This window comes from Raineya sp., from assembly GCF_053497555.1.
In genome coordinates, this window is the sequence record NZ_JBRCWE010000063.1 from 1 (window position 1) to 19,508 (window position 19,508).

17 protein-coding genes are annotated in these 19,508 nt (G+C 39.2%); 8 read left to right on the forward strand and 9 right to left on the reverse strand.

The features are described from left to right. Positions 1-107: 107 nt before the first annotated feature. Genes ACWITO_RS08145 through ACWITO_RS08155 form a run of 3 tightly spaced genes read left to right on the forward strand, consistent with a single transcriptional unit; the run spans position 108 to position 2,993 of the window. A complete protein-coding gene (locus tag ACWITO_RS08145; RefSeq protein WP_448529501.1) occupies positions 108-752 on the forward strand; it encodes a sensor histidine kinase in 645 nt (214 codons plus the stop codon). Beyond that, entirely contained in the window at positions 749-1,459 is a 711-nt protein-coding gene (locus ACWITO_RS08150) for a LytR/AlgR family response regulator transcription factor (protein ID WP_448529502.1), read from the forward strand. Before ACWITO_RS08145 ends, ACWITO_RS08150 begins: the two co-directional genes overlap by 4 nt. Positions 1,460-1,487: 28 nt before the next feature. Next, positions 1,488-2,993, forward strand: coding sequence for a GH3 auxin-responsive promoter family protein (locus ACWITO_RS08155; protein ID WP_448529503.1), 1,506 nt, complete (start codon positions 1,488-1,490; stop codon positions 2,991-2,993). On the opposite strand, the gene ACWITO_RS08160 is transcribed toward ACWITO_RS08155, so the two are convergent. Then, positions 2,990-3,583: a cytochrome c oxidase subunit 3 gene (locus ACWITO_RS08160; RefSeq protein WP_448529504.1), complete on the reverse strand. Its 594-nt coding sequence runs from the start codon at positions 3,581-3,583 to the stop codon at positions 2,990-2,992. The genes ACWITO_RS08155 and ACWITO_RS08160 overlap by 4 nt on opposite strands. Positions 3,584-3,820: 237 nt before the next feature. Here ACWITO_RS08160 and ACWITO_RS08165 point away from each other — a divergent pair, with 237 nt between their 5' ends. Then, entirely contained in the window at positions 3,821-4,336 is a 516-nt protein-coding gene (locus tag ACWITO_RS08165) for a YfiR family protein (protein WP_448529505.1), read from the forward strand. 114 nt (positions 4,337-4,450) lie between these two features. Here ACWITO_RS08165 and ACWITO_RS08170 read toward each other — a convergent pair whose 3' ends face one another. Together ACWITO_RS08170 and ACWITO_RS08175 are read right to left on the reverse strand one after the other, a co-directional pair. After that, positions 4,451-5,833: an MATE family efflux transporter gene (locus ACWITO_RS08170; RefSeq protein ID WP_448529506.1), complete on the reverse strand. Its 1,383-nt coding sequence runs from the start codon at positions 5,831-5,833 to the stop codon at positions 4,451-4,453. A gap of 4 nt (positions 5,834-5,837) precedes the next feature. After that, the gene (locus tag ACWITO_RS08175) at positions 5,838-6,938 is read right to left on the reverse strand and encodes an aminotransferase class V-fold PLP-dependent enzyme (RefSeq protein WP_448529507.1); all 1,101 of its coding nucleotides are present in this window, start codon (positions 6,936-6,938) and stop codon (positions 5,838-5,840) included. Between the two features lie 181 nt (positions 6,939-7,119). On the opposite strand from ACWITO_RS08175, the gene ACWITO_RS08180 reads away from it, so the two are divergent. The 3 genes from ACWITO_RS08180 (at position 7,120) to ACWITO_RS08190 (ending at position 12,343) form a co-directional block, all read left to right on the forward strand. Beyond that, positions 7,120-9,903 (forward strand): DNA translocase FtsK 4TM domain-containing protein, encoded by a 2,784-nt coding sequence (locus ACWITO_RS08180; protein ID WP_448529508.1) that lies wholly within the window; start codon positions 7,120-7,122, stop codon positions 9,901-9,903. A gap of 20 nt (positions 9,904-9,923) precedes the next feature. Further along, a complete protein-coding gene (locus ACWITO_RS08185) occupies positions 9,924-11,204 on the forward strand; it encodes a DUF2851 family protein (protein WP_448529509.1) in 1,281 nt (426 codons plus the stop codon). A gap of 80 nt (positions 11,205-11,284) precedes the next feature. After that, entirely contained in the window at positions 11,285-12,343 is a 1,059-nt protein-coding gene (locus tag ACWITO_RS08190) for a hypothetical protein (RefSeq protein ID WP_448529510.1), read from the forward strand. Between the two features lie 78 nt (positions 12,344-12,421). Here ACWITO_RS08190 and ACWITO_RS08195 read toward each other — a convergent pair whose 3' ends face one another. From ACWITO_RS08195 to ACWITO_RS08220, 6 genes are all read right to left on the reverse strand, one after another. Continuing rightward, positions 12,422-13,051: a hypothetical protein gene (locus tag ACWITO_RS08195; RefSeq protein ID WP_448529511.1), complete on the reverse strand. Its 630-nt coding sequence runs from the start codon at positions 13,049-13,051 to the stop codon at positions 12,422-12,424. Positions 13,052-13,220: 169 nt separating this feature from the next. Beyond that, positions 13,221-14,411, reverse strand: coding sequence for an ADP-forming succinate--CoA ligase subunit beta (sucC, locus tag ACWITO_RS08200; protein ID WP_101357571.1), 1,191 nt, complete (start codon positions 14,409-14,411; stop codon positions 13,221-13,223). Positions 14,412-14,484: 73 nt separating this feature from the next. After that, positions 14,485-15,006, reverse strand: a complete 522-nt coding sequence (gene dcd / locus ACWITO_RS08205; RefSeq protein ID WP_448529512.1) for a dCTP deaminase — start codon at positions 15,004-15,006, stop codon at positions 14,485-14,487. Between the two features lie 12 nt (positions 15,007-15,018). Beyond that, a complete protein-coding gene (locus ACWITO_RS08210; protein WP_448529513.1) occupies positions 15,019-15,975 on the reverse strand; it encodes a 3-oxoacyl-ACP synthase III family protein in 957 nt (318 codons plus the stop codon). Between the two features lie 77 nt (positions 15,976-16,052). After that, complete coding sequence (locus ACWITO_RS08215; RefSeq protein ID WP_448529514.1) at positions 16,053-16,835, reverse strand: enoyl-CoA hydratase/isomerase family protein; 783 nt, start codon at positions 16,833-16,835, stop codon at positions 16,053-16,055. A gap of 19 nt (positions 16,836-16,854) precedes the next feature. Further along, the gene (locus ACWITO_RS08220; RefSeq protein WP_448529515.1) at positions 16,855-17,373 is read right to left on the reverse strand and encodes a DinB family protein; all 519 of its coding nucleotides are present in this window, start codon (positions 17,371-17,373) and stop codon (positions 16,855-16,857) included. Positions 17,374-17,493: 120 nt separating this feature from the next. On the opposite strand from ACWITO_RS08220, the gene ACWITO_RS08225 reads away from it, so the two are divergent. Beyond that, entirely contained in the window at positions 17,494-19,470 is a 1,977-nt protein-coding gene (locus ACWITO_RS08225; protein ID WP_448529516.1) for an OmpA family protein, read from the forward strand. Positions 19,471-19,508: the final 38 nt, after the last annotated feature.

The following is a 19,508-nucleotide window of genomic DNA, read 5'->3' on the forward strand; positions in this document are numbered from 1 at the left end:
ACTTCCTACTTGTAAATGTGGTATTATATACCTTTTTATATTATCTTTGCTTAAGATTTCCATGAAAAGTAATATTTTAGTTTCAGCACCTAAATATACAACTTTCATTGGAAATCTTTTTCAATCCTAAACAACTTCAATTTGAAAAAAATCAAATCCAAGCAGAATTAGAGCAGTTAAGATATAAAATCAATCCACATTTTTTGTTCAACACCTTAAATAGCCTGTATTCTTATACACTTAAAAAATCTGATTTAGCCCCGCAAATGGTTCTAAAAATATCGGAACTGATGCGTTATTTGCTCAAAGATGAAAACCGAGAGCAAGTAAGTCTTGAACAAGAAATAGAAGTGTTAAAAAAATATGTAGATTTGGAAAAACTACGTTTTGGGGATAAATTTGATGTCAATTTTATTGTAAATGGCAATCTTGCTGATAAAAAAATCCCTCCAATGCTTTTGCTCCCTTTGGTGGAAAATAGCTTCAAGCACAACGACTCGGAAACGGAACGACCTTTTGTAAATGTGGTTATTGATTGTAATGAAGAACGCTTTTTTTTCTATGTAGAAAATAGCAAAAGCTCCAATGAAACCCCAAACTCAAGCAATCATTTTAGTACAGGTTTTGGCTTGGAGAATGTCAAAAAAAGATTAAATTTGATTTACGGTGAGGGGAATTACGATTTAGAAATTCAATCTTTTTTTGATAGATTTGTAGTGAATCTTTCCATCAAAACAGACAAAATGCGATGAAAACTTTGCAATGTTTGATAGTAGATGATGAGCCTTTGGCAATAGATATACTTGCCGAATATGTGAAGAAAACACCCAATCTGAGCATATTGACTACTTGTCTCAATGCTTCCGAAGCTATTGAAGTCTTGGGTAGCTCATCTATTGATATTTTATTTTTAGATATTCACTTACCCGGTCTAAATGGTTTTGAAATGCTTTCTCAACTTGAAAATCCACCCTTCACTATCCTTACCACAGCGTATAGTGAGTATGCGTTGCAGTCTTACGAAATAGGCAAAGTAATTGATTATTTGCTCAAACCTTTTTCTTATGAAAGATTCTTGAAATCAATCCAAAAGATTACCCAAATTCAACAATTCAATAAAAGTATAACAGAAACTACACTTAAAGATTTTGTTTTTGTAAAGTCTGATAAAAAAATCCACAAGATTGATATTAAAAACATTTTGTTCATTGAAGCTCTTGGTAATTATCTTAAAATTTACACTCCTGAGCAGGTCATACTTGCACGAGAAAAAATTAGTAATTTAGAAAAACTGCTACCCAATGAAAAGTTTATTCGTACTCACAAATCTTATATTATTGCTTTGCCTTATGTAAAATTTATTGAAGGCAATATCATACATATTGATAAATACAGCGTTCCTATCGGCGAAAATTACAAGAAAATACTACAAAATGTGATTTCTCAAAATATTCTGTAATTTTGCCCGATATTAAAATCAAACATCTATGGGCATACGGTCTTTTTTCGCCAAACCACTCGCTTCCTATATTGTAGCACGTCAGGAAAAATGGGCTAAAAATCCTGAAATATCCCAAGAAAAAGTTTTTCAGACTATCATTCAGCAGGCAAAACATACAATTTTTGGCAAAGAACACGATTTTGCAGGTATTCGCACCCACGCCGATTTTGTGCAAAAAGTACCCATACGCGACTACGAAGGGCTGAAACCTTATATTGAGCAAATTTTACAAGGCAAAGAAGATGTACTTTGGCGAGGAAAACCCTTGTACTTTGCCAAAACCAGTGGTACTACTTCGGGCGTGAAATACATTCCTATTTCTCGTGATTCTATTCACAACCACATCAATAGTGCCCGAAATGCCCTTCTCAATTATATCTACGAAACAGGCAATGCCGATTTTGTAGATAGAAAACTCATTTTTCTTTCGGGAAGCCCTGTACTTGAAAACAAAAATGGAATTCTAACGGGCAGACTTTCAGGCATTTCTAATCATCACGTACCTGCTTACTTGCGTAGCAATCAGATGCCCTCTTGGGAAACCAATTGCATAGAAGATTGGGAAGAAAAATTGGAGAAAATTATTGATGAAACGCTACACGCCGATATGAGCCTTATTTCGGGCATTCCGCCTTGGGTGCAGATGTATTTTGATAGAATTATAGCCCGAACAGGCAAGAAAATTAAAGATGTTTTCCCCCACTTCTCGGTATTTGTGTATGGAGGTGTAAATTTTGAGCCTTACAAAGCCAAACTTTTTGATAGCATTGGAAAAAAAATAGACAGCATAGAGCTTTTTCCTGCTTCGGAAGGATTTTTTGCTTACCAAGACAAATTCCAGCCCGACCACAACGGCGGTATGCTACTCCTTTTGGATACAGGTATTTTTTATGAATTTATCCCCGCCGAAGAATATTTCAACGAAAAACCTACCCGCCTTACCATTGGCGAAGTGGAACTAAATAAAAATTATGCCTTGGTACTGAGCAGTAATGCAGGTTTGTGGGCGTACTCTATTGGCGATACAATCAAGTTCGTGTCTAAAAACCCCTACCGAGTGATAGTTTCGGGACGGATAAAACACTTTATTTCGGCATTTGGCGAACACGTTATTGGCGAAGAGGTAGAAAAAGCCCTCAAATATGCCATAGAGCAATTCCCCGAAACCGAAGTGCTTGAATTCACCGTTGCTCCGCAAGTAACCCCTGCCGAAGGCTTGCCTTATCACGAGTGGCTCATTGCTTTTGCCAAAGAACCCAAAGATTTGGCTCAATTTGCCCAAGTTTTGGACAAAAAAATGACAGAACTCAACGTATATTATGATGATTTGATTTCAGGGGCAATTTTAAGACCGCTTGTTATCACACGCTTACAACCCAATGCTTTTATTGAATATATGAAATCTCTGGGCAAATTAGGGGGGCAAAACAAAGTTCCTCGCCTTTCTAACGATAGAAAAATTGCAGATGCTCTGCAACAGTGGAAAATTTAGTGCTGAATGTAGAAAAAAACATACAAATATAGCCACAAAATATCTAAAAAGTGCCAAAAACGTGTAGCCAGCTTCAAACGTCTTTGGGTAGGAGGATTGACAGCGTGAATGAAGTCATCTACATAGCTTTCTTTTTTCACAGCTTTCCAAAATACTATCCACAAGGCTACCATACCCCCAAGCAGGTGTAAAATATGCAAACCCGAAAGCAAATACAAAAAATTTGCCGCCGCACCTGCTTTTTTTCCAAAAAATAAACCTTGTGCTTCCAGTTGTTTCCAGCCAAAATACTGACAAAGCAAAAAGAAAATTCCTAAAACAAAGGTAGTGCCTAATAGATACTTGTAAGTAAAGAAATCTTGCTTTTCAAAAGCATTGTTGGCAACATAGAGCGTATAACTACTTACAAGCATAAAAAAAGTGCTAAAACTAAATAATTTAGGCATTTTGAAATCAATCCAATCGGCAGAACCCTTGCGAGCCAGATATGCAAGCGTAATGAAAAGAAAAACCAAAGCCATACCTATCATCGCAAAAAGTAGGAGATTTTCTTGGTAATCTCTTTTTTTCTGAAAAACTTTTAAGAGCATAGTTATAGGTTTTACAAGCAAAACAAAAATAAAGGGATTTAGTTTCGTTTGCAAAAATTTTAAGGATATGGAAAAATCTCAAAAATTCTAAAATTTTGCTCTAATTCTTCTCAACTTGCTCAAAACTTACGTAAAATTTTCTAAAAAAACTTACTTTTTTTGGCAAATTCGTTTTTTTTGTCTAACTTTTGTCAAAATTTTATAGTTTTGCCATAAATACCGAAAATTGATACCACAATGACACGCATTTTATCTTTGGGGCTTTTTTGTTTGATTATGAGTTTTGTACAAGTTACGTTGGCACAGCCCAATGTACGAAATTATGCTCATCACCCTGTTTATATCTATAATTTTTGCAAATTTACGCAATGGCCTGCTGTAAAAACAGAACTCAAAATAGGTGTTTTAGGCAATAGCCCACTCTACGAAGGTTTGCGGCGTATGGCGGCAACCAAAAGCACCTACAACTTGAAATTTATTGTAGAAAAATACAATAACCCCAACGATATTAAAGATTGTGATGTGCTTTTCATACCTTTCACAAGCCCTTTTGATGTGAAAGATATTGCCCAAAAACTTATTGGTAAAAATGTGATGATTATCACCGAAGACGAAAAACATATCCGAGATGCTTGTTTCAATTTTGTGGTAAAAGAAGGCAAGCTAATGTACCAAGTCAATAAACAACAATGCGATAGAGCCAAACTGAAAGTTTCTACAAAACTTTTGAGTTTAGGTATTATTGTGGATTAAGAAGGTGCAAGTATTTTAAGCAAAATGGAAGCGAAAAGTTTGAGGCTTGACAAGTTTGATAGCTCAAATTCCTGTTTCCTGTTTCTTATCTCCCGCTTCCCACTTATCTAAATCTCACAAAGCAGTTTTTGAAGGAAAAGACTGCTTTTTTTGTTTTTGAATGAGTTGCCAAAAACGACGAGTTAGTAAAAAAGCAGACGTACTTAAACCCGCAAGCAAAGCCACCCAAATACCCACCGCCCCCCAACCAATTTGGTGCGAAAGGATAGCAATAGGCAGAGCAATGAACCAATAAGCTATTACGGCAATCATAGTAGGAACATTGACATCTTCCATTCCCCGCAAAATACCCAAACCTACGGCTTGTACCCCATCAGAAATCTGAAAAACACCACCAATAATCAGCAAACTAATAGCAATAGCCACAGCTTTGGGGTCGTTTTCAATGAATTGAACAACAATGGTTTCAGGGAATAGCAGAAAAAGCAAACAAAAAGAACCCATTACCAAAACTGCCAAAGCAATCGCCGAAATACCAACTTTTTTCATTTTGTAAAAATTTCTTTCGGCAAAAGCCTGTCCCATACGAATAGCACTGCCTATGCCTATTCCCGAAGTTATCATATAGGTTGTAGAAACCAAAGAAATCACAACTCTATGAGCGGCTTGCGAATAGTGGTCTAAATTGCCAATGAGCAATCCTGCTACCGAAAAAGCCGCTACTTCCAAAAAATAGGTTATTCCCACAGGCAAGCCTAAACGGAATACTTTTCCGACCTCTCGCCAAGTCAAATGAATAATTGAATTTTGCAGAATGGCTCTTGTTTTGGGGTGAAACGCAATAAATAGCACTATCAGCACAAGCATCAAGAGGCGAGCCAGTACCGTAGCCAACCCTGCCCCTTCCAAACCCATAGCAGGAAAGCCCCAATTGCCGTGTATGAGAAGCCAATTAAAAAGTACATTGGAAAGCAAGCCTATCCACGTGATAGTCATAGCCACTTTGGTAAGCGAAAGCCCATCGGTAAATTGCTTACAAACCAAAAAAAACAGCACAGGCAAAACCGACCAATTCAGCATAGCCAAAAACTTTTTAGCCTCTTGCGTAACCGTAGGCGTTTGGCGTAGCCACTCAAAATTTGCTGTAATTGCCTGCAAAACAAACATTGTCAGGATTCCCAAGAAAGAAGCAAGCACCAGCCCACTCAAAAAAATTCTTTTGCTTTCGGCAAGGTCTTTTTTCTGATAACTCTGCGAAACCAGCGGAGCAATAATATTCATACTGCCCAAGCTCAACATACAAATCAGAAAAAAGGTGTCGTTGGTTGCCCCTGCGGCGGCAGTAGCTACAACTCCCAAGTCTTTAATCATCACTACATCTATTACCCCCATTAGCACCACACCCAGCTGTGCAAAAATGATAGGAATACTGAAAAGGAAAGTTTTTCGGGCTTCAAAACGATAGAAGCGATACAATTTGTAAAAAGAAAGTAGCATAATTTCATAGTTCTGTTTGCAAGAAAAAATCTTGCAGTTGTCGGATTTCAGCTTCACTGATAGCAGGAAAATTCGCTATTCGGAAGGTATTTTCTTTCCATTTATCATAACCATTGCCCAAACGAAATCCCGCTTGTTTGGCTTTTTCTTTGATAGCGGCAATTTGCTCTGCTTTACCTTGTAGAGCTATCACGGTACTTGAACGCACACTTTCATTATGAATAAGTGGAGAGAAGTATGGATTTTTTTCAAAAAAACGATACCAACTATCGGCTCTTATTTGCGTTCTTTTATCAATTTCTTTGATGTTTTCAGAAGTTTCCATCACACGCATCAGCAGGTAAATCCCCAGCACATTGGGCGTGTGCGTAGTTTGAAATTTTTGCATTTGCTCGCAGGTTTTCAGTAAGCTATTGTAGTGCTTATGCTCACCTATTTCGTGAATACGAGCAATCGCCTTTTCAGAAAGTATCATCAGGGCAAGCCCTGCGGGCAAACCAAAGCACTTCTGCACCGAAGCATACCAAATATCGGCACTTCGCCAAGCAAACTCAATTCCTGCCATAGATGAGGTAGCATCGATGGCAATGAGTTGTTTAGGGAAGTTTTCTTGTACTTTCCTGATAACTTCTATGGGTACTTGCGTACCATTAGAGGTTTCGTTTTGTGTAAAACAAATAAGAGCTTTATCTTCCAGTTCGGCTTTGCCACTACGCCTATCGGCAAAAGTGAAAAAAGTTTGTATGCGTTCAATATCCAAACTTTCATTGATTTGGAAAAGATGTTTTTCTGATTTTCGGTGCAAATAGTGCGTATATTGATACCATTTTTCTCCAAAAGCCCCATTCAAGATATGATAGCTTTTGCTTGTTACCAAAGATTGAGCTATCATTTCCCAACACTCCGTAGCCGAAGAAGTAAATATAATGGTATATTGAGGTGGTATTTGCAGTTTTTGTTTGAGCAAAAAAATCGTCTTTTTCACCATATCCATAAACTCTTGGCTACGGTGAGGAAGTCCTAAAATTCCTTTATCGTAGGCTTCTTGTAAAAAATCTTTAATGGAAGGATAAACCTTGGAAGGACCTACGTTAAAATTTATCATAGTGTTAGCGATTTGCTTGCAAAGTTAGTGAAAAAAAGCTAAATATAGAGAATTTTTCTTGGCAACTCTTTACAAAGAAAATGCTTCATTTAAGGGTAAGTAGTTGCCCAGAAAGAAAGCTAACAGATTGTAACTATTGAGCCAAAATACTTCATCACACTTTGCATAATACAATCAAAAATTGCTTATATTTGCAGGTAAATCTCTTGCAATGGCTCAAAATACTTACATTCATCAAGAAGTTACTGCAACTACTCCTCCCCCAAAAAAGAAAAAACTTGTTTTCAAGCCACTGAAAGATAGGCGTTTTCAGATAGCTTGGGGCTTTTTTTTACTATTTTGGGCTTTATATCTCTTGCTTGCTTTTGTTTCGTATCTTTTTACTGCCCAAGCCGACCAAAGTCTTGTAGAAGCCTACAACGAAACAGGCATACGCGAAGCAGGCGAGGAAGTGGAAAACTGGTTGGGCATTTATGGGGCAATTTTTTCCTACTATTTTATTTATCGCTGGTTTGGTTTGGGGGCATTTTTTCTGATACCCTTGCTTGCTAATTGGGGCTTTCAATGGATTTTTAGGACATCTATTTTACCTACCAAGAAAATTTTTGCTTTACTTTTTTTCGTAGCTCTTTGGTTTTCTACGCTTTTAGGATATTTGGCTATTTTTTTGCCTCAAAATTCTTTTGTGCATAGCGTTGCAGGAGTTACAGGCTTTGCCATTGCCGAACTGCTTTCCAACCTGATAGGCATTGGTACTGTTTTTTTGCTCATTGTTGTTTTTTTAGTTTTTGTAGTATATTTCTTCAACCTAACTACATTAAAAAAAACAAGCAAAAGTGCTGATTTGCCCATTTCTTCCAAGAAAAAAGAAAAAACCGATGAAAAAGTAATACGAAAGCCCATTCCCAAAGAAGAGCAAGAAGACTTTGATGACGTGCCTTTACAAGAAAACCTGCAAAACAAATTTAGTGAGAATGAAGAAACTGACGACGAGCTGGAAAAATTAGGCATTGTGCTTATCAACAAAGCCACGGGGCAAATTATCAAAGAAAATAAAAAAACGAGTGAGAACACCCTTACGCAAGAAAACAACATTAAAGCAGAAAGCAAATTGCAAGGCTCACTTATAGAAAATCGTCAAGAAAATATCCAAGATGTTCTTGAAATTGCTCAAAACGAAAGACAACAAGTTTGGGATACGCCTCATTTAGAGCAAGAAAACGAACCTGAACACCCCGAAAATCAGATAGTATTAGAAAGTAAAAAGCGTAGAACAGATAACGAAATTGTTTTAGAAATTGAGCAAAATACTCCTCTCAATGCTATTTCGCACCCACAAGAAACAGATTTTGAGGAATCGGAAGATTTTGATGAGGAAGAAGAAGAGGAAAATAACCTCCCTGACCTTGAAACTGAAAATAATGATGAACAAGAAGCGGATTGGAATGTTGAGCATTTAGGGGCTTACGACCCACGCCAAGATTTAAGCCGCTATCAATTTCCAACCCTGCAACTATTGAATGAAATTCATTCCCGCTTTGAAGTAAGCAAAGAGGAACTGGAAGCCAACAAAAACCGAATTGTAACTACCCTTGCCAACTATGGCATTGGCATCACCTCTATCAAAGCCACTATCGGACCTACGGTAACGCTTTACGAAATTGTGCCTGATGCAGGTGTAAGAATTTCTAAAATCAAAAATTTAGAGGACGACATCGCCCTTTCGCTTTCTGCTTTGGGCATACGCATTATTGCCCCTATTCCGGGCAAAGGAACTATCGGTATTGAAGTTCCTAACCAAAAACGTGAAGTAGTAGGTATGCGAAACCTACTAGCAAGCGAAAAGTTCCAAAATAGCACAATGGATTTGCCCATTGTATTTGGTAAAACCGTTACCAACGAAATTTTTATGGTAGATTTGACCAAAATGCCCCATTTACTTATTGCAGGGGCAACAGGGCAAGGTAAATCCGTAGGTCTGAATGTTATTTTGGCTTCTTTGCTCTACAAAAAGCACCCCGCCGAGCTTAAGCTCGTTCTCATAGACCCCAAAAAGGTAGAACTCACACTTTTCAACAAAGTAGAAAGGCATTTTCTTGCCAAATTGCCCAACGAGGAAGAGGCTATCATTACTGATACTTCCAAGGTTATCAATACGCTCAATTCACTTTGTATAGAAATGGATAACCGCTATTCTTTGCTCAAAGAGGCTTCTTGCCGAAATATCAAAGAATACAACCAAAAATTCAAAGAACGCAAGCTCAATCCTAAAAAAGGACATAGATTTTTGCCCTATATTGTACTGATTATTGATGAGCTTGCCGACCTGATGATTACAGCAGGTAAAGAAGTAGAACAACCCATCGCAAGGCTGGCACAACTTGCCCGAGCTATTGGCATTCATTTGGTAGTGGCAACCCAACGCCCTTCCGTAAATGTAATTACTGGAGTTATCAAGGCGAATTTCCCTGCAAGATTGTCGTTCCGAGTTACTTCCAAAATAGACTCACGTACCATTTTAGATGCTGGCGGTGCCGAGCAACTTATCGGAATGGGCGATATGCTCTACTCTACGGGTTCGGATTTAGTACGAGTACAATGTGCCTTTATTGATACCCCCGAAGTGGAAAATATTTGCGAGTTTATTGGCTCACAGCAAGGCTATGCCTCTGCCTATCTTTTGCCCGAATACGTAGGCGAAGCAGGCGAAGGCAACCAAGAAGATTTTGATTTTGACGACAGAGATGAACTCTTTGAAGAAGCGGCTCGTATTGTGGTAATGCACCAACAAGGCAGTACCTCTCTTTTGCAACGAAGACTCAAATTAGGCTACAACCGAGCAGGTAGAATCATTGACCAACTGGAAAAAGCGGGTATCGTAGGGGCTTTTGAAGGTAGCAAAGCTCGCGAGGTGCTTATCCCCGATGAAGTAAGCCTTGAAAAACACCTAAAAAGTTTGAAATAAGCAGGAAAAAAGCATTTCTTATGCGTGAGGACTTTCTCCATTTTATTTGGCAAAATCTTTATTTTTCCCAAGAAAATCTGCAAACGCTTGCAGGAGAAAGCCTTAAAATTCTGGACACAGGCAAGTACAATCCCAACGAAGGAGCTGATTTTGAAAATGCTATCATAGCTTTTGAAGGAAAGCACCGAAAAGGCTATGTAGAAATGCACCTTAAAACCTCTGATTGGCTCAAACACGAGCATAACCGAAACGCTAAATACGAAAATGTTATACTTCACGTAGTTTGGGAAAATGATTTGCAAGCATTAGAGCAAGTACCTTTACCTACTTTGGAGCTAAAAAATAGGGTAAATCCGAACCTTTTGCACAATTACAGGCAACTGCTGGCAAGCAAAAATTTTGTTCCTTGCGAAAATTTATTTGCCAAAGTAGAAAATATCTTTGTTTTAAGCACTTGGGACAAAGTGCTTGTCCAAAGGCTTGAGCGTAAAAGCGAGAAAGTACAACAAATTTGGCAAGAAACCCACCAAGATTGGCAAGAAGCCACCTACCGCCTACTTGTCGAAAGTTTTGGCTTCAAAATCAATGCAGAGCCTTTTGCCAAACTTGCCAAGCAAACACCGCTGAAACTCTTTCTCAAACACCAAAACAACCTTTTACAAATAGAGGCTTTACTTTTCGGACAAGCAGGCTTTTTGAGCGAAAACTTAGAAGATGAATATGCCCAAAATTTACAGCGTGAATATCAATTTTTACAACACAAATACAATTTAGAGCCTTTACAAGCAAGTGAATGGAATTTTTTACGCTTGCGTCCTGCCAATTTTCCTACCATTCGGCTGGCGCAACTGGCTCAAATTTTGTTTCAAAATGCTCATTTTTTTTCTGTCCTGTTGCACGCCGAAAAATTTGAAACCCTCAAAAATGTTTTCTCCGTAAAAGTTTCCGAGTATTGGCAAAGCCACTATCATTTTGGGAAAAGTACGGAAAAAACCGCCTCACAACTTGGCAAAAATAGCTTTCAAAGCGTCATTATCAATGCCGTAGTACCGCTTTTAGTGTTTTACAGCAAAACCCACCAAAAGCCCGAATATTTGGATAAAGCCATTTCTTTTTTAGAGCAACTGCCCACCGAAAGCAATCATATTCTTGAGAAATGGCAAGAACTTGGAGCAAAGCCACAAACCGCCGCCGATTCGCAAGCCCTGTTGGAATTGTATCGTACTTACTGCGAAAATAAAAAATGCTTGCAATGTGGCATTGGTATTGAAATCTTGCGAAAAAATCAAACGAAAAACTGAAAAAAATCATAACAAACTGACTGAAAATTCCGTTATTTGCGTGCCGTTTCAAAACGCACCTACATCAAAAACCATTGGCTATGTGTAAAAATTTTATCTGTTCCTTTCTGTTAGCTTTCAGTTTTTCATTTTCTTTTGCCCAAATTCATTATCCACAAGAAAAGCACTTTAAGAATGTTCGTCAGCTAACTTTCGGAGGCAACAATGCCGAAGCCTATTTTAGTCCTGACGGCAAGAAAATCGTCTTTCAGTCCGATTATCAGGCTTGGGGTGTTTCTTGCGACCAGATTTTTATTGCAGACCTCAAAAAAGATAATTTGCAAAAGAAAAAACCTAAAATGGTTAGCACTGCCAAAGGCAGAACTACTTGCTCGTATTTTATGCCCGATGGCAAGCATATCCTGTACGCTTCTACCCACAAAGCCGATGCCGCTTGTCCTCACGTACCGAAAAGTCCTTCGGGAAAGTACGTGTGGCCTATTTATGATAGCTACGATATTTTTATTGCTGATTTAAAAGGAAATATCATCAAACAACTCACCGATACTCCCGGCTATGATGCCGAAGCCACCGTATCGCCCAAAGGTGATAAAATTGTTTTTACCTCTATGCGTTCAGGCGATTTGGACTTATGGATAATGAATACAGACGGCACAGGACTCAAACAAATCACCCACGATTTGGGCTATGACGGCGGTGCATTTTTTTCGCCTGATGGCTCTATGATTGTTTTCCGAGCTTCTCGTCCTAAAACCGAAGAGGAAATCCGAGAATACAAAGAACTTCTTTCGCAGGGGCTGGTACAACCTACCAATATGGAAATTTTTGTCTGCAATGCCGATGGCTCTCATCTGCGACAAATTACTAATTTGGGCAAAGCCAATTGGGCTCCTTTTTTTCACCCTTCGGGCAAAAAAATTATTTTTAGCTCCAATCATTTTTCAAAGCGTGGCTATCAGTTCAATTTGTTTATGATAGATTTGGACGGAAAAAATTTAGAGCAGATTTCTTTTGATAGCGTTTTTGATGCCTTTCCGATGTTTTCTCCTGACGGCAAAAAAATTATTTTCAGTTCCAACCGCAACAACGGCGGCACAAGAGATACTAATCTTTTTATAGCAGATTGGGTAGATGAATAGCAAGAGCAGTAATATCGTTCAAAGAGATATTACTGCTCAATTTTTGCAAAGAATAGGCTCTAATACTTTCAAGCAAGCCTATTTTTTTGTGTCTTTTTTATTTTTTGCGGCTTCCATCATAGGTTTGAGCATTTCTAAAAACTTTTTAGCTTCCTCTTCGTTAGCAAAATTCAGAGCCATCGTTCCTGAATTTTCAAGTTTTTCTTCTTTGGGCAAAGTTCCTCCACCGATACGATTGCAAGTTTGTTTGGTGGTTAAAATCCTCTCTTTGTAATTTCCGGAGTTAAAATAATCAATATATTGTGCCAACGAAAGAACTTTGCCACTCATTATCCTATGGTCGCCTCCGTCCAAATCTTTCAAAGCCGCTTTCTTGATTTGCAATTCATCTCCTATACCACTTACCCAATGTTCATAGAATGTAATACTATCGTTGGCTATTCGGTAGTAGTATTTTCTGCTATCATCAGCAAAAGCAAGAATAGCCTCGTGTTTGAAAGTTGTATTGCCACAGGCAATTTCAATTTTGTCCAACTTTTCAGTTTTGGCATTCTGATTGGTTGCAGGTTTTTGGGCATTGGCATTGCCCGTGGCAGGCTTTTGAGCAGTAGCAGGTTTCGTAGCAGGCTTGGTTGCCGCAGTTTTTTGTTGAGCCATTACTGCTATACTTAGCATACAGGCTACAGAAAGTAAAATAGCTTTTTTCATTTGTGTAAAATTTAAGTTTTGAATACTACACAAATAAAAGCAACTTTCTGTAAGCTATATGAGCCATTTTTACCAAACCAAACTTTGAATTTACAAAAACAGAATTTGCATTTTCACAAAAGCAAAAGAGGCTTTGCAGAGCCTCTTTTTAGTTATATGCTAATAAAATTTATGCTAAAACTTGTTGTACTTTTTGGGCGGCTTCTTGCAATGTAATTGCCGAATACACTTTCAAGCCTGATTCATCAATAATTTTAGCACCTTCTTGGGCATTTGTACCTTGCAAACGCACAATAATAGGCACATTGATATTACCAATTTTCTTGTAGGCTTCTACAACACCATTGGCTACTCTATCACAACGTACAATGCCACCAAAAATATTGATAAGAATGGCTTTCACGTTGGGGTCTTTGAGAATGATACGGAAACCTGCTTCCACGGTTTTGGCATTTGCTCCACCACCCACATCAAGAAAGTTGGCAGGCTCACCTCCCGAAAGTTTGATAATGTCCATAGTTGCCATAGCAAGACCTGCTCCATTCACCATACAACCTACGTTACCATCAAGTTTTACATAGTTTAGGTCGTTTTCACCTGCTTCTACTTCCAGAGGGTCTTCTTCCAAAATATCACGCATTTCGGCAAGGTCGGGGTGGCGGAAAAGAGAATTATCATCAAGATTTACCTTGCAATCTACGGCTAAAATTTTATTATCAGAGGTTTTGAGTACAGGATTTACCTCAAACAAAGAAGCATCGCTTTCTAAATAAGCCTTGTAAAGCGATTTGATAAAGGCAACCATTTCCTTATGAGCGTTCCCCTCCAAGCCCAAAGCAAAGGCGATTTTACGAGCCTGAAAATCACGCAAACCTACGCGTGTATCAATGTATTCTTTGATAATTTTTTCGGGGTGCTTTTCGGCTACCTCTTCAATATCCATACCGCCTTCGGTGCTGGCGATAATTACATTGCGAGCCGTAGCCCTATCCAAAAGAATACTCATATAATACTCTTTGGGCTGGCTTTCGCCAGGATAATATACGTCTTGGGCAATGAGCACCTTATGCACTTTTTTCCCTTCGGGACCTGTCTGGGGGGTTACGAGTTGCATTCCCAAGATTTTTTCGGAAATTTCGCGTACTTCGTCATAGTTTTTAGCCAATTTTACACCGCCGCCTTTACCTCTGCCACCTGCGTGAATTTGTGCTTTTACTACAAACCAATTCGTGCCTGTTTGGGCATTGAGTTGGCGAGCCACTTCTACGGCTTTGGAAGGTGTATCGGCTACAAAACCTTCTTGAATACGCACCCCATAGCGTTTCAATAATTCTTTGGCTTGATATTCGTGAATGTTCATAAAAAAGGGACTTTTCGGTTTCAGGAAAAAAGATTCAGCACGAAATTACAAGATTTTTTTACAAAAAATCAAATTATATCTCAAAATCTTTGTAAAGCAAGCTCGGTTGTACGCTCCGATTGTTCTGATACTTGCCGCTATTGTATTTTTCAAATTCTCCTTCCAAAGTATGATAATAAATTTGACAAATTTCTACCCCCGCATATATGCGTATAGGCTGTACGCAAAAGATTTCCAAAGTCCAATATCCCGCAAAGCCTACATCTCCAAAACCCGCCGTAACGTGTATAAATAGCCCCAAACGCCCTACCGAGCTACGCCCTTCAAGCATCGGAACACAATTTTCGGTACGAGTATATTCAATGGTTCTGCCCAAATACAATTTGCCCGTTTCCAGCACCAAACCCTCTTCGGGAATAGTGATAGAATGAAATCTATTGGGCTTTTTCATATCCAAAACAGGCTCATCATACACGAGCAGTTCGTTGTGCAAACGCAAATTATAGCTATTGGGGTTGAGCTGTTTAGGATTAAAAGGCTCAATGAGAATCTCTTTACCCAATCTTTGCAAAATTTCTTTACCTGATAAAATCATAGCTCCGAGAGTTTAATTAGTCCAAAATTGAAGCAGAGCCGCCCCATACGAATACCCACCCCCAAACACGCTCATTGCAATCAAATCGCTTGGCTGAAATTTATGCTGATTTTCCCACAAGGCAATGGCACAACCCGCACAACCTGTATTGCCTAAATATTCTACATTAGAAAGTAACTTTTCCAAAGGCAGTTGCAAGTTTTCAGCAACATTCAGCGAAATACGTTTGTTGGCTTGGTGCGGTGCAAAGTAAGCAATATCGGCAATATTTTTCTGATTACGCTCTAAAACTTTAATCGTTGCTTTGCTCATATATTCGCAAGCGTGCAAAAACACATCTCTGCCGTTATTCATCAAAAACCCTTCATTGATAGGTTTTAGAAATACACTTTCATCTGCTTTCCCCAAATTTCCTCCGCCTGCCGTAAAAATATCCAAAACTTCTAAATAAGAATGGTTTTGAGGCTTTTCTTTGCTTACAAGCATCGCCACCGCTCCATCTCCCCACAAGTGTCCGCTATTTTTATCGGTTTCATCGCTGTATGCCGTGTTGTGGTCGGCGGCGATGAGCAAGGCTTTGGCGGCTTTTTGCATTGCAAAATAGCCTTGTACCACTTCCAAAGCGTTTAGGAAAGACGAACAAGCCGTAGAAAGCGAAAGCACAGGAATTTCACTAATGTTCAAAAAACGCTGAACAGCGTGGGCAAGTGAATGAATGGTGTCGTAGGGCGTGTAAGTAGCTCCAACAATCAAATCAACTTCTTTCAAATCAGCAGAAAGATTTTGAGCCAAATTTTCCACTGCCCTAATTGCCAAAGTATTCGTACTCTCATTTTCCGATGCCTTCCTACGCGTGTGTATGCCTGTACGTGTAAGAAACCAATCCTCACCCAAGCCCATTATTTCACTGAAATAACTATTATCAATGATTTTTTCGGGCAAATAAGCACCTATGCCTATGATATACACTTCAAAATAAGTTTTTGATTGCGTTGTAAAAGGTTTTAGGAGTTCAAAAGTTCAAACTTCAAACCTCAAACCTCCCATTATTTCCCTGTAAATTTAGCCTCTCTTTTCTCTAAAAATGCCGTAGTACCTTCTTTGAAATCTTCGGTGCGAGTAGCTTTTTGGAAAGCATTGGCTTCTGCCTGATAACCCACTTCGTTGTAAGTACCTGCATTGGTAGCTGTAATGATAAGCTCTATCGCCGAAGGACTATTTTTGAGCATTTTTTGCAACAATTCTTTAGCTTTTTGCAAAAGGGCATTTTTATCAGGCAAAACATAATTTACTAAATGCCAATGCAGAGCCTCTTGTGCCGAAATCATTTCACCTGTAAGCATCATTTCAAGGGCTTTGGCTTTTCCAACAATCTGAGGCATACGTTGCGTACCTCCGTAGCCGGGCAAAATGCCCAATTTTACTTCGGGTAAGCCAAACTTGGCATTTTCGCTTGCCAAACGAATATGGCAAGCCATTGCAATTTCGCACCCTCCCCCCAAAGCAAAGCCATTTACCGCCGCAATAACAGGCTTGGGGCAGTTTTCTATTGCCAAAAAGATTTCCTGACCTGCTTCGGCAAATTTTCGGCTATTTACTTCGGTGAGTTGAGCAATTTCGCTTATATCGGCACCTGCCACAAAGGCTTTCTCGCCTGCCCCCGTCAGAATTACCCCTTTGATGTCCTCATCATCATAAATTGCTTGAAAAGCCTCTTTGAGTTCGTTCAAGGTTTCGGCATTGAGGGCATTGAGCTTACTTTCTCGGTTAATGGTAAGCGTAAGAATACCATTTTCCAGTACCCAAAGTAGATTGTTGAAAACTTTCATTGCTTTTGTTTTTTAGAGCCTACAAATACTTGGTTTGAATTTGATGAGTATGGTGAATTTCGTGTCCTGCAATCATTGCCGCCAGTGCCCTTACCGAAGTAGGAAAATTATTGGCATTGCCTACTATGGCAAGCGTTTGGGAAGGTAAATGGGCAAAAAGCGAAATAGTGGCTTTTCTAACCGCTTCAAACTCGTCTAAAATACTTTGTAGAGAGCGATTTTGGGCTTGCGAGTTGCGAACATAGGCGTCTTGATCGAAGCCAGGTAAAGCCTGCAATTCGCCACGAGCAAAAGCCATAGCCCTGTACGAAAGTACCCTTTCAGAATCAACAACGTGTAAAAGTACCTCCTTGATAGTCCATTTATCGGGTGCGTATGAAAAATTAGCCTTCTCCTCGCCAATTTGGCTGTAAAATTGCTTACAAAATTCTAAACGCTCTTGTAAAATGAAAAGAATATCATCACTTTTCAAGTGTTTCAGATATGTTTCGGCATAAGGCGGATATTCGCTGGCGGGTAATTGTGCTGTAAAATTCATAACAAACCGAATTTGGTGCGAAATACAAATTTTTTCAATGAAAAAAATTATTTTTGAGGCAAAGTTAGAACTTTCGCACAAATTTCCTACATTTCAAGACTAAAAACAATAGCTCCAATTATGAAATTTATTTTTTCGTTTGTGGGTTTTTGGTGGTGTTTGGTGGCTTATTCACAAAATATTCAATGGGCGAGTAAGATGATTGCTGTATCTTCTGAAAAAAAATCCACTTCGGGAAAGCAGTATAAAGCCGAACAAGCCCTTGGCAAACCCAATGTTTTGCCTGCTTTTCAGAATAGCCCTTGTGCTTGGTCGCCACAAGAAGCCAACAACAACAAAAAAGAAGAGTTCATTCACGTTGGTTTTACCAGCCCAATGAGCATCAAGCAGGTTTTGGTAGCAGAAAGTTTTAACGCAGGAGCTATTTCACAAATTTTTGCTTACGACGACACAGGCAAAGAACATCTGATTTACAAAAATCCGCAGGTTGCTCCCGCAGGCAAGGGCAGATTGTTCAGCTTGGCTGTTCCTCAAACACCTTACTCGGTAGCTTCTTTGAAAATCACCTTGCAAACAGGAAAAGTAACTGGCGAAAATCAAATTGATGCCATAGGCATTTCGGATAGTGATACCCCTGTGGAAATTCAGCCCAATTTAGGAAAAAATCAGGTGCAGTTCAATTCAGAGCCTTTGAGTGGTATCAATTCGCAATATTTGGAAGCTAATCCCGTAGTGTTGCCCAGTGGAAAAGGAATTTATTTTACTCGCCTCAATCACCCTGAAAACATCAAAGACACTTTGGACGGCAAAATGGTCTATAAACAAGACATCTGGTTTGCTGAACTTGACGACAAGGGCAATGCCTCCAATCCTATCAATATCGGCGAGCCACTCAACAACCGCCAACACAACGCCGCTTTTACCATTGCCCCTGACGAAAGCTATATGCTTCTGAACAACAAATATCTGCCCGATGGCAGACTTGAAAAAGGGCTTTCTATTACCTACAAAACCCCCGAAGGCAAATGGGGAAAACCCGAAATTTTGGAAATTGAAGGCTTTGAAAGTAAAAGTGATTTTAACGAATACTCTTTAAGCCCCGATGGCAAAGTGCTAATCATTTCTACCGAAGCCACTAATACGCTGGGCGGCAATGATTTATATGTAGCTTTTCGGAAAGACAATAAAAGTTTTGGCAAACCCATTCATTTAGGCAACATCATCAACTCGGCGGCAGACGAAGCCACTCCCTATCTGGATACTGACGGCAAAACGCTTTACTTTTCCTCCAATGGTTTTTCGGGTTATGGTAGTTTTGATATTTTCGTAACTCAACGGCTTGATGACACTTGGCTAAACTGGAGCGAACCCGAAAATTTAGGAAATAAAATCAATACCGAAGGAATGGATATTTACTTTGCCAAACAAGGCAATTTTGGCTACCATAGCTCACGTGGCGATATTTACCGAACCCGAATGGTAGAGCCTATGCTCGTGCTGAAAGGTAGAACCCTCAACGAAAAAACACAAGAACTCATTCCTGCTCGTGTCAGCCTTCATATTCAGGAAATCAATGATAGCCCCAAGCCACTGGAAAACCCCGAAGGCAAGTTCAATACAAGTCTGAAAATTGGTAAAAAGTATAAAATCAGTGCCGAATTGCAAGGTTTTTTCCCACAAGAAATTATCATTGATGCCACCGCTATCAGCGAATATACCAAAATGGAAAAAGATATTTTTCTCAAACCTATGGAAAAAGATGCTACCTTACGCCTGAATAATATCTTTTTTGCCCAAGCCGAAGCGGTACTTATGCCCGAATCTTATCCCGAATTAGATGAACTTGCCGAAGTAATGAAGAAAAACCCCAAAATGCGGATACAATTAGAAGGGCATACCGAAATTTATGGCAACAAAAAGGCTCTGAAAAAACTTTCTTTGGAACGCACTTTGGCTATCAGAGAGTATCTTGTCAAGAAAGGAATTTCCAAAAGTCGTATTCAGTGCATTGGCTATGGTGCAGAACGCCCCCTCTCTACCGAAGATACCGAACAAGCTCGCCGCCTCAACAGAAGAGTAGAGCTCAAAATTTTGTAACAGAAAATAAACAAGCGGCAACATCATTTGCTCCGAAA

What these genes read in the sequence shown, in the direction of transcription:
- ACWITO_RS08175 (WP_448529507.1), bottom strand. Translation starts at nt 6,938, where the DNA reads ATGATAAATTTTAACGTAGGTCCTTCCAAGGTTTATCCTTCCATTAAA.
- ACWITO_RS08155 (WP_448529503.1), top strand. Translation starts at nt 1,488, where the DNA reads ATGGGCATACGGTCTTTTTTCGCCAAACCACTCGCTTCCTATATTGTA.
- ACWITO_RS08225 (WP_448529516.1), top strand. Translation starts at nt 17,494, where the DNA reads ATGAAATTTATTTTTTCGTTTGTGGGTTTTTGGTGGTGTTTGGTGGCT.
- ACWITO_RS08150 (WP_448529502.1), top strand. Translation starts at nt 749, where the DNA reads ATGAAAACTTTGCAATGTTTGATAGTAGATGATGAGCCTTTGGCAATA.
- ACWITO_RS08185 (WP_448529509.1), top strand. Translation starts at nt 9,924, where the DNA reads ATGCGTGAGGACTTTCTCCATTTTATTTGGCAAAATCTTTATTTTTCC.
- ACWITO_RS08215 (WP_448529514.1), bottom strand. Translation starts at nt 16,835, where the DNA reads ATGAAAGTTTTCAACAATCTACTTTGGGTACTGGAAAATGGTATTCTT.
- ACWITO_RS08220 (WP_448529515.1), bottom strand. Translation starts at nt 17,373, where the DNA reads ATGAATTTTACAGCACAATTACCCGCCAGCGAATATCCGCCTTATGCC.
- ACWITO_RS08170 (WP_448529506.1), bottom strand. Translation starts at nt 5,833, where the DNA reads ATGCTACTTTCTTTTTACAAATTGTATCGCTTCTATCGTTTTGAAGCC.
- ACWITO_RS08195 (WP_448529511.1), bottom strand. Translation starts at nt 13,051, where the DNA reads ATGAAAAAAGCTATTTTACTTTCTGTAGCCTGTATGCTAAGTATAGCA.
- dcd (WP_448529512.1), bottom strand. Translation starts at nt 15,006, where the DNA reads ATGATTTTATCAGGTAAAGAAATTTTGCAAAGATTGGGTAAAGAGATT.
- ACWITO_RS08165 (WP_448529505.1), top strand. Translation starts at nt 3,821, where the DNA reads ATGACACGCATTTTATCTTTGGGGCTTTTTTGTTTGATTATGAGTTTT.
- ACWITO_RS08190 (WP_448529510.1), top strand. Translation starts at nt 11,285, where the DNA reads ATGTGTAAAAATTTTATCTGTTCCTTTCTGTTAGCTTTCAGTTTTTCA.
- sucC (WP_101357571.1), bottom strand. Translation starts at nt 14,411, where the DNA reads ATGAACATTCACGAATATCAAGCCAAAGAATTATTGAAACGCTATGGG.
- ACWITO_RS08160 (WP_448529504.1), bottom strand. Translation starts at nt 3,583, where the DNA reads ATGCTCTTAAAAGTTTTTCAGAAAAAAAGAGATTACCAAGAAAATCTC.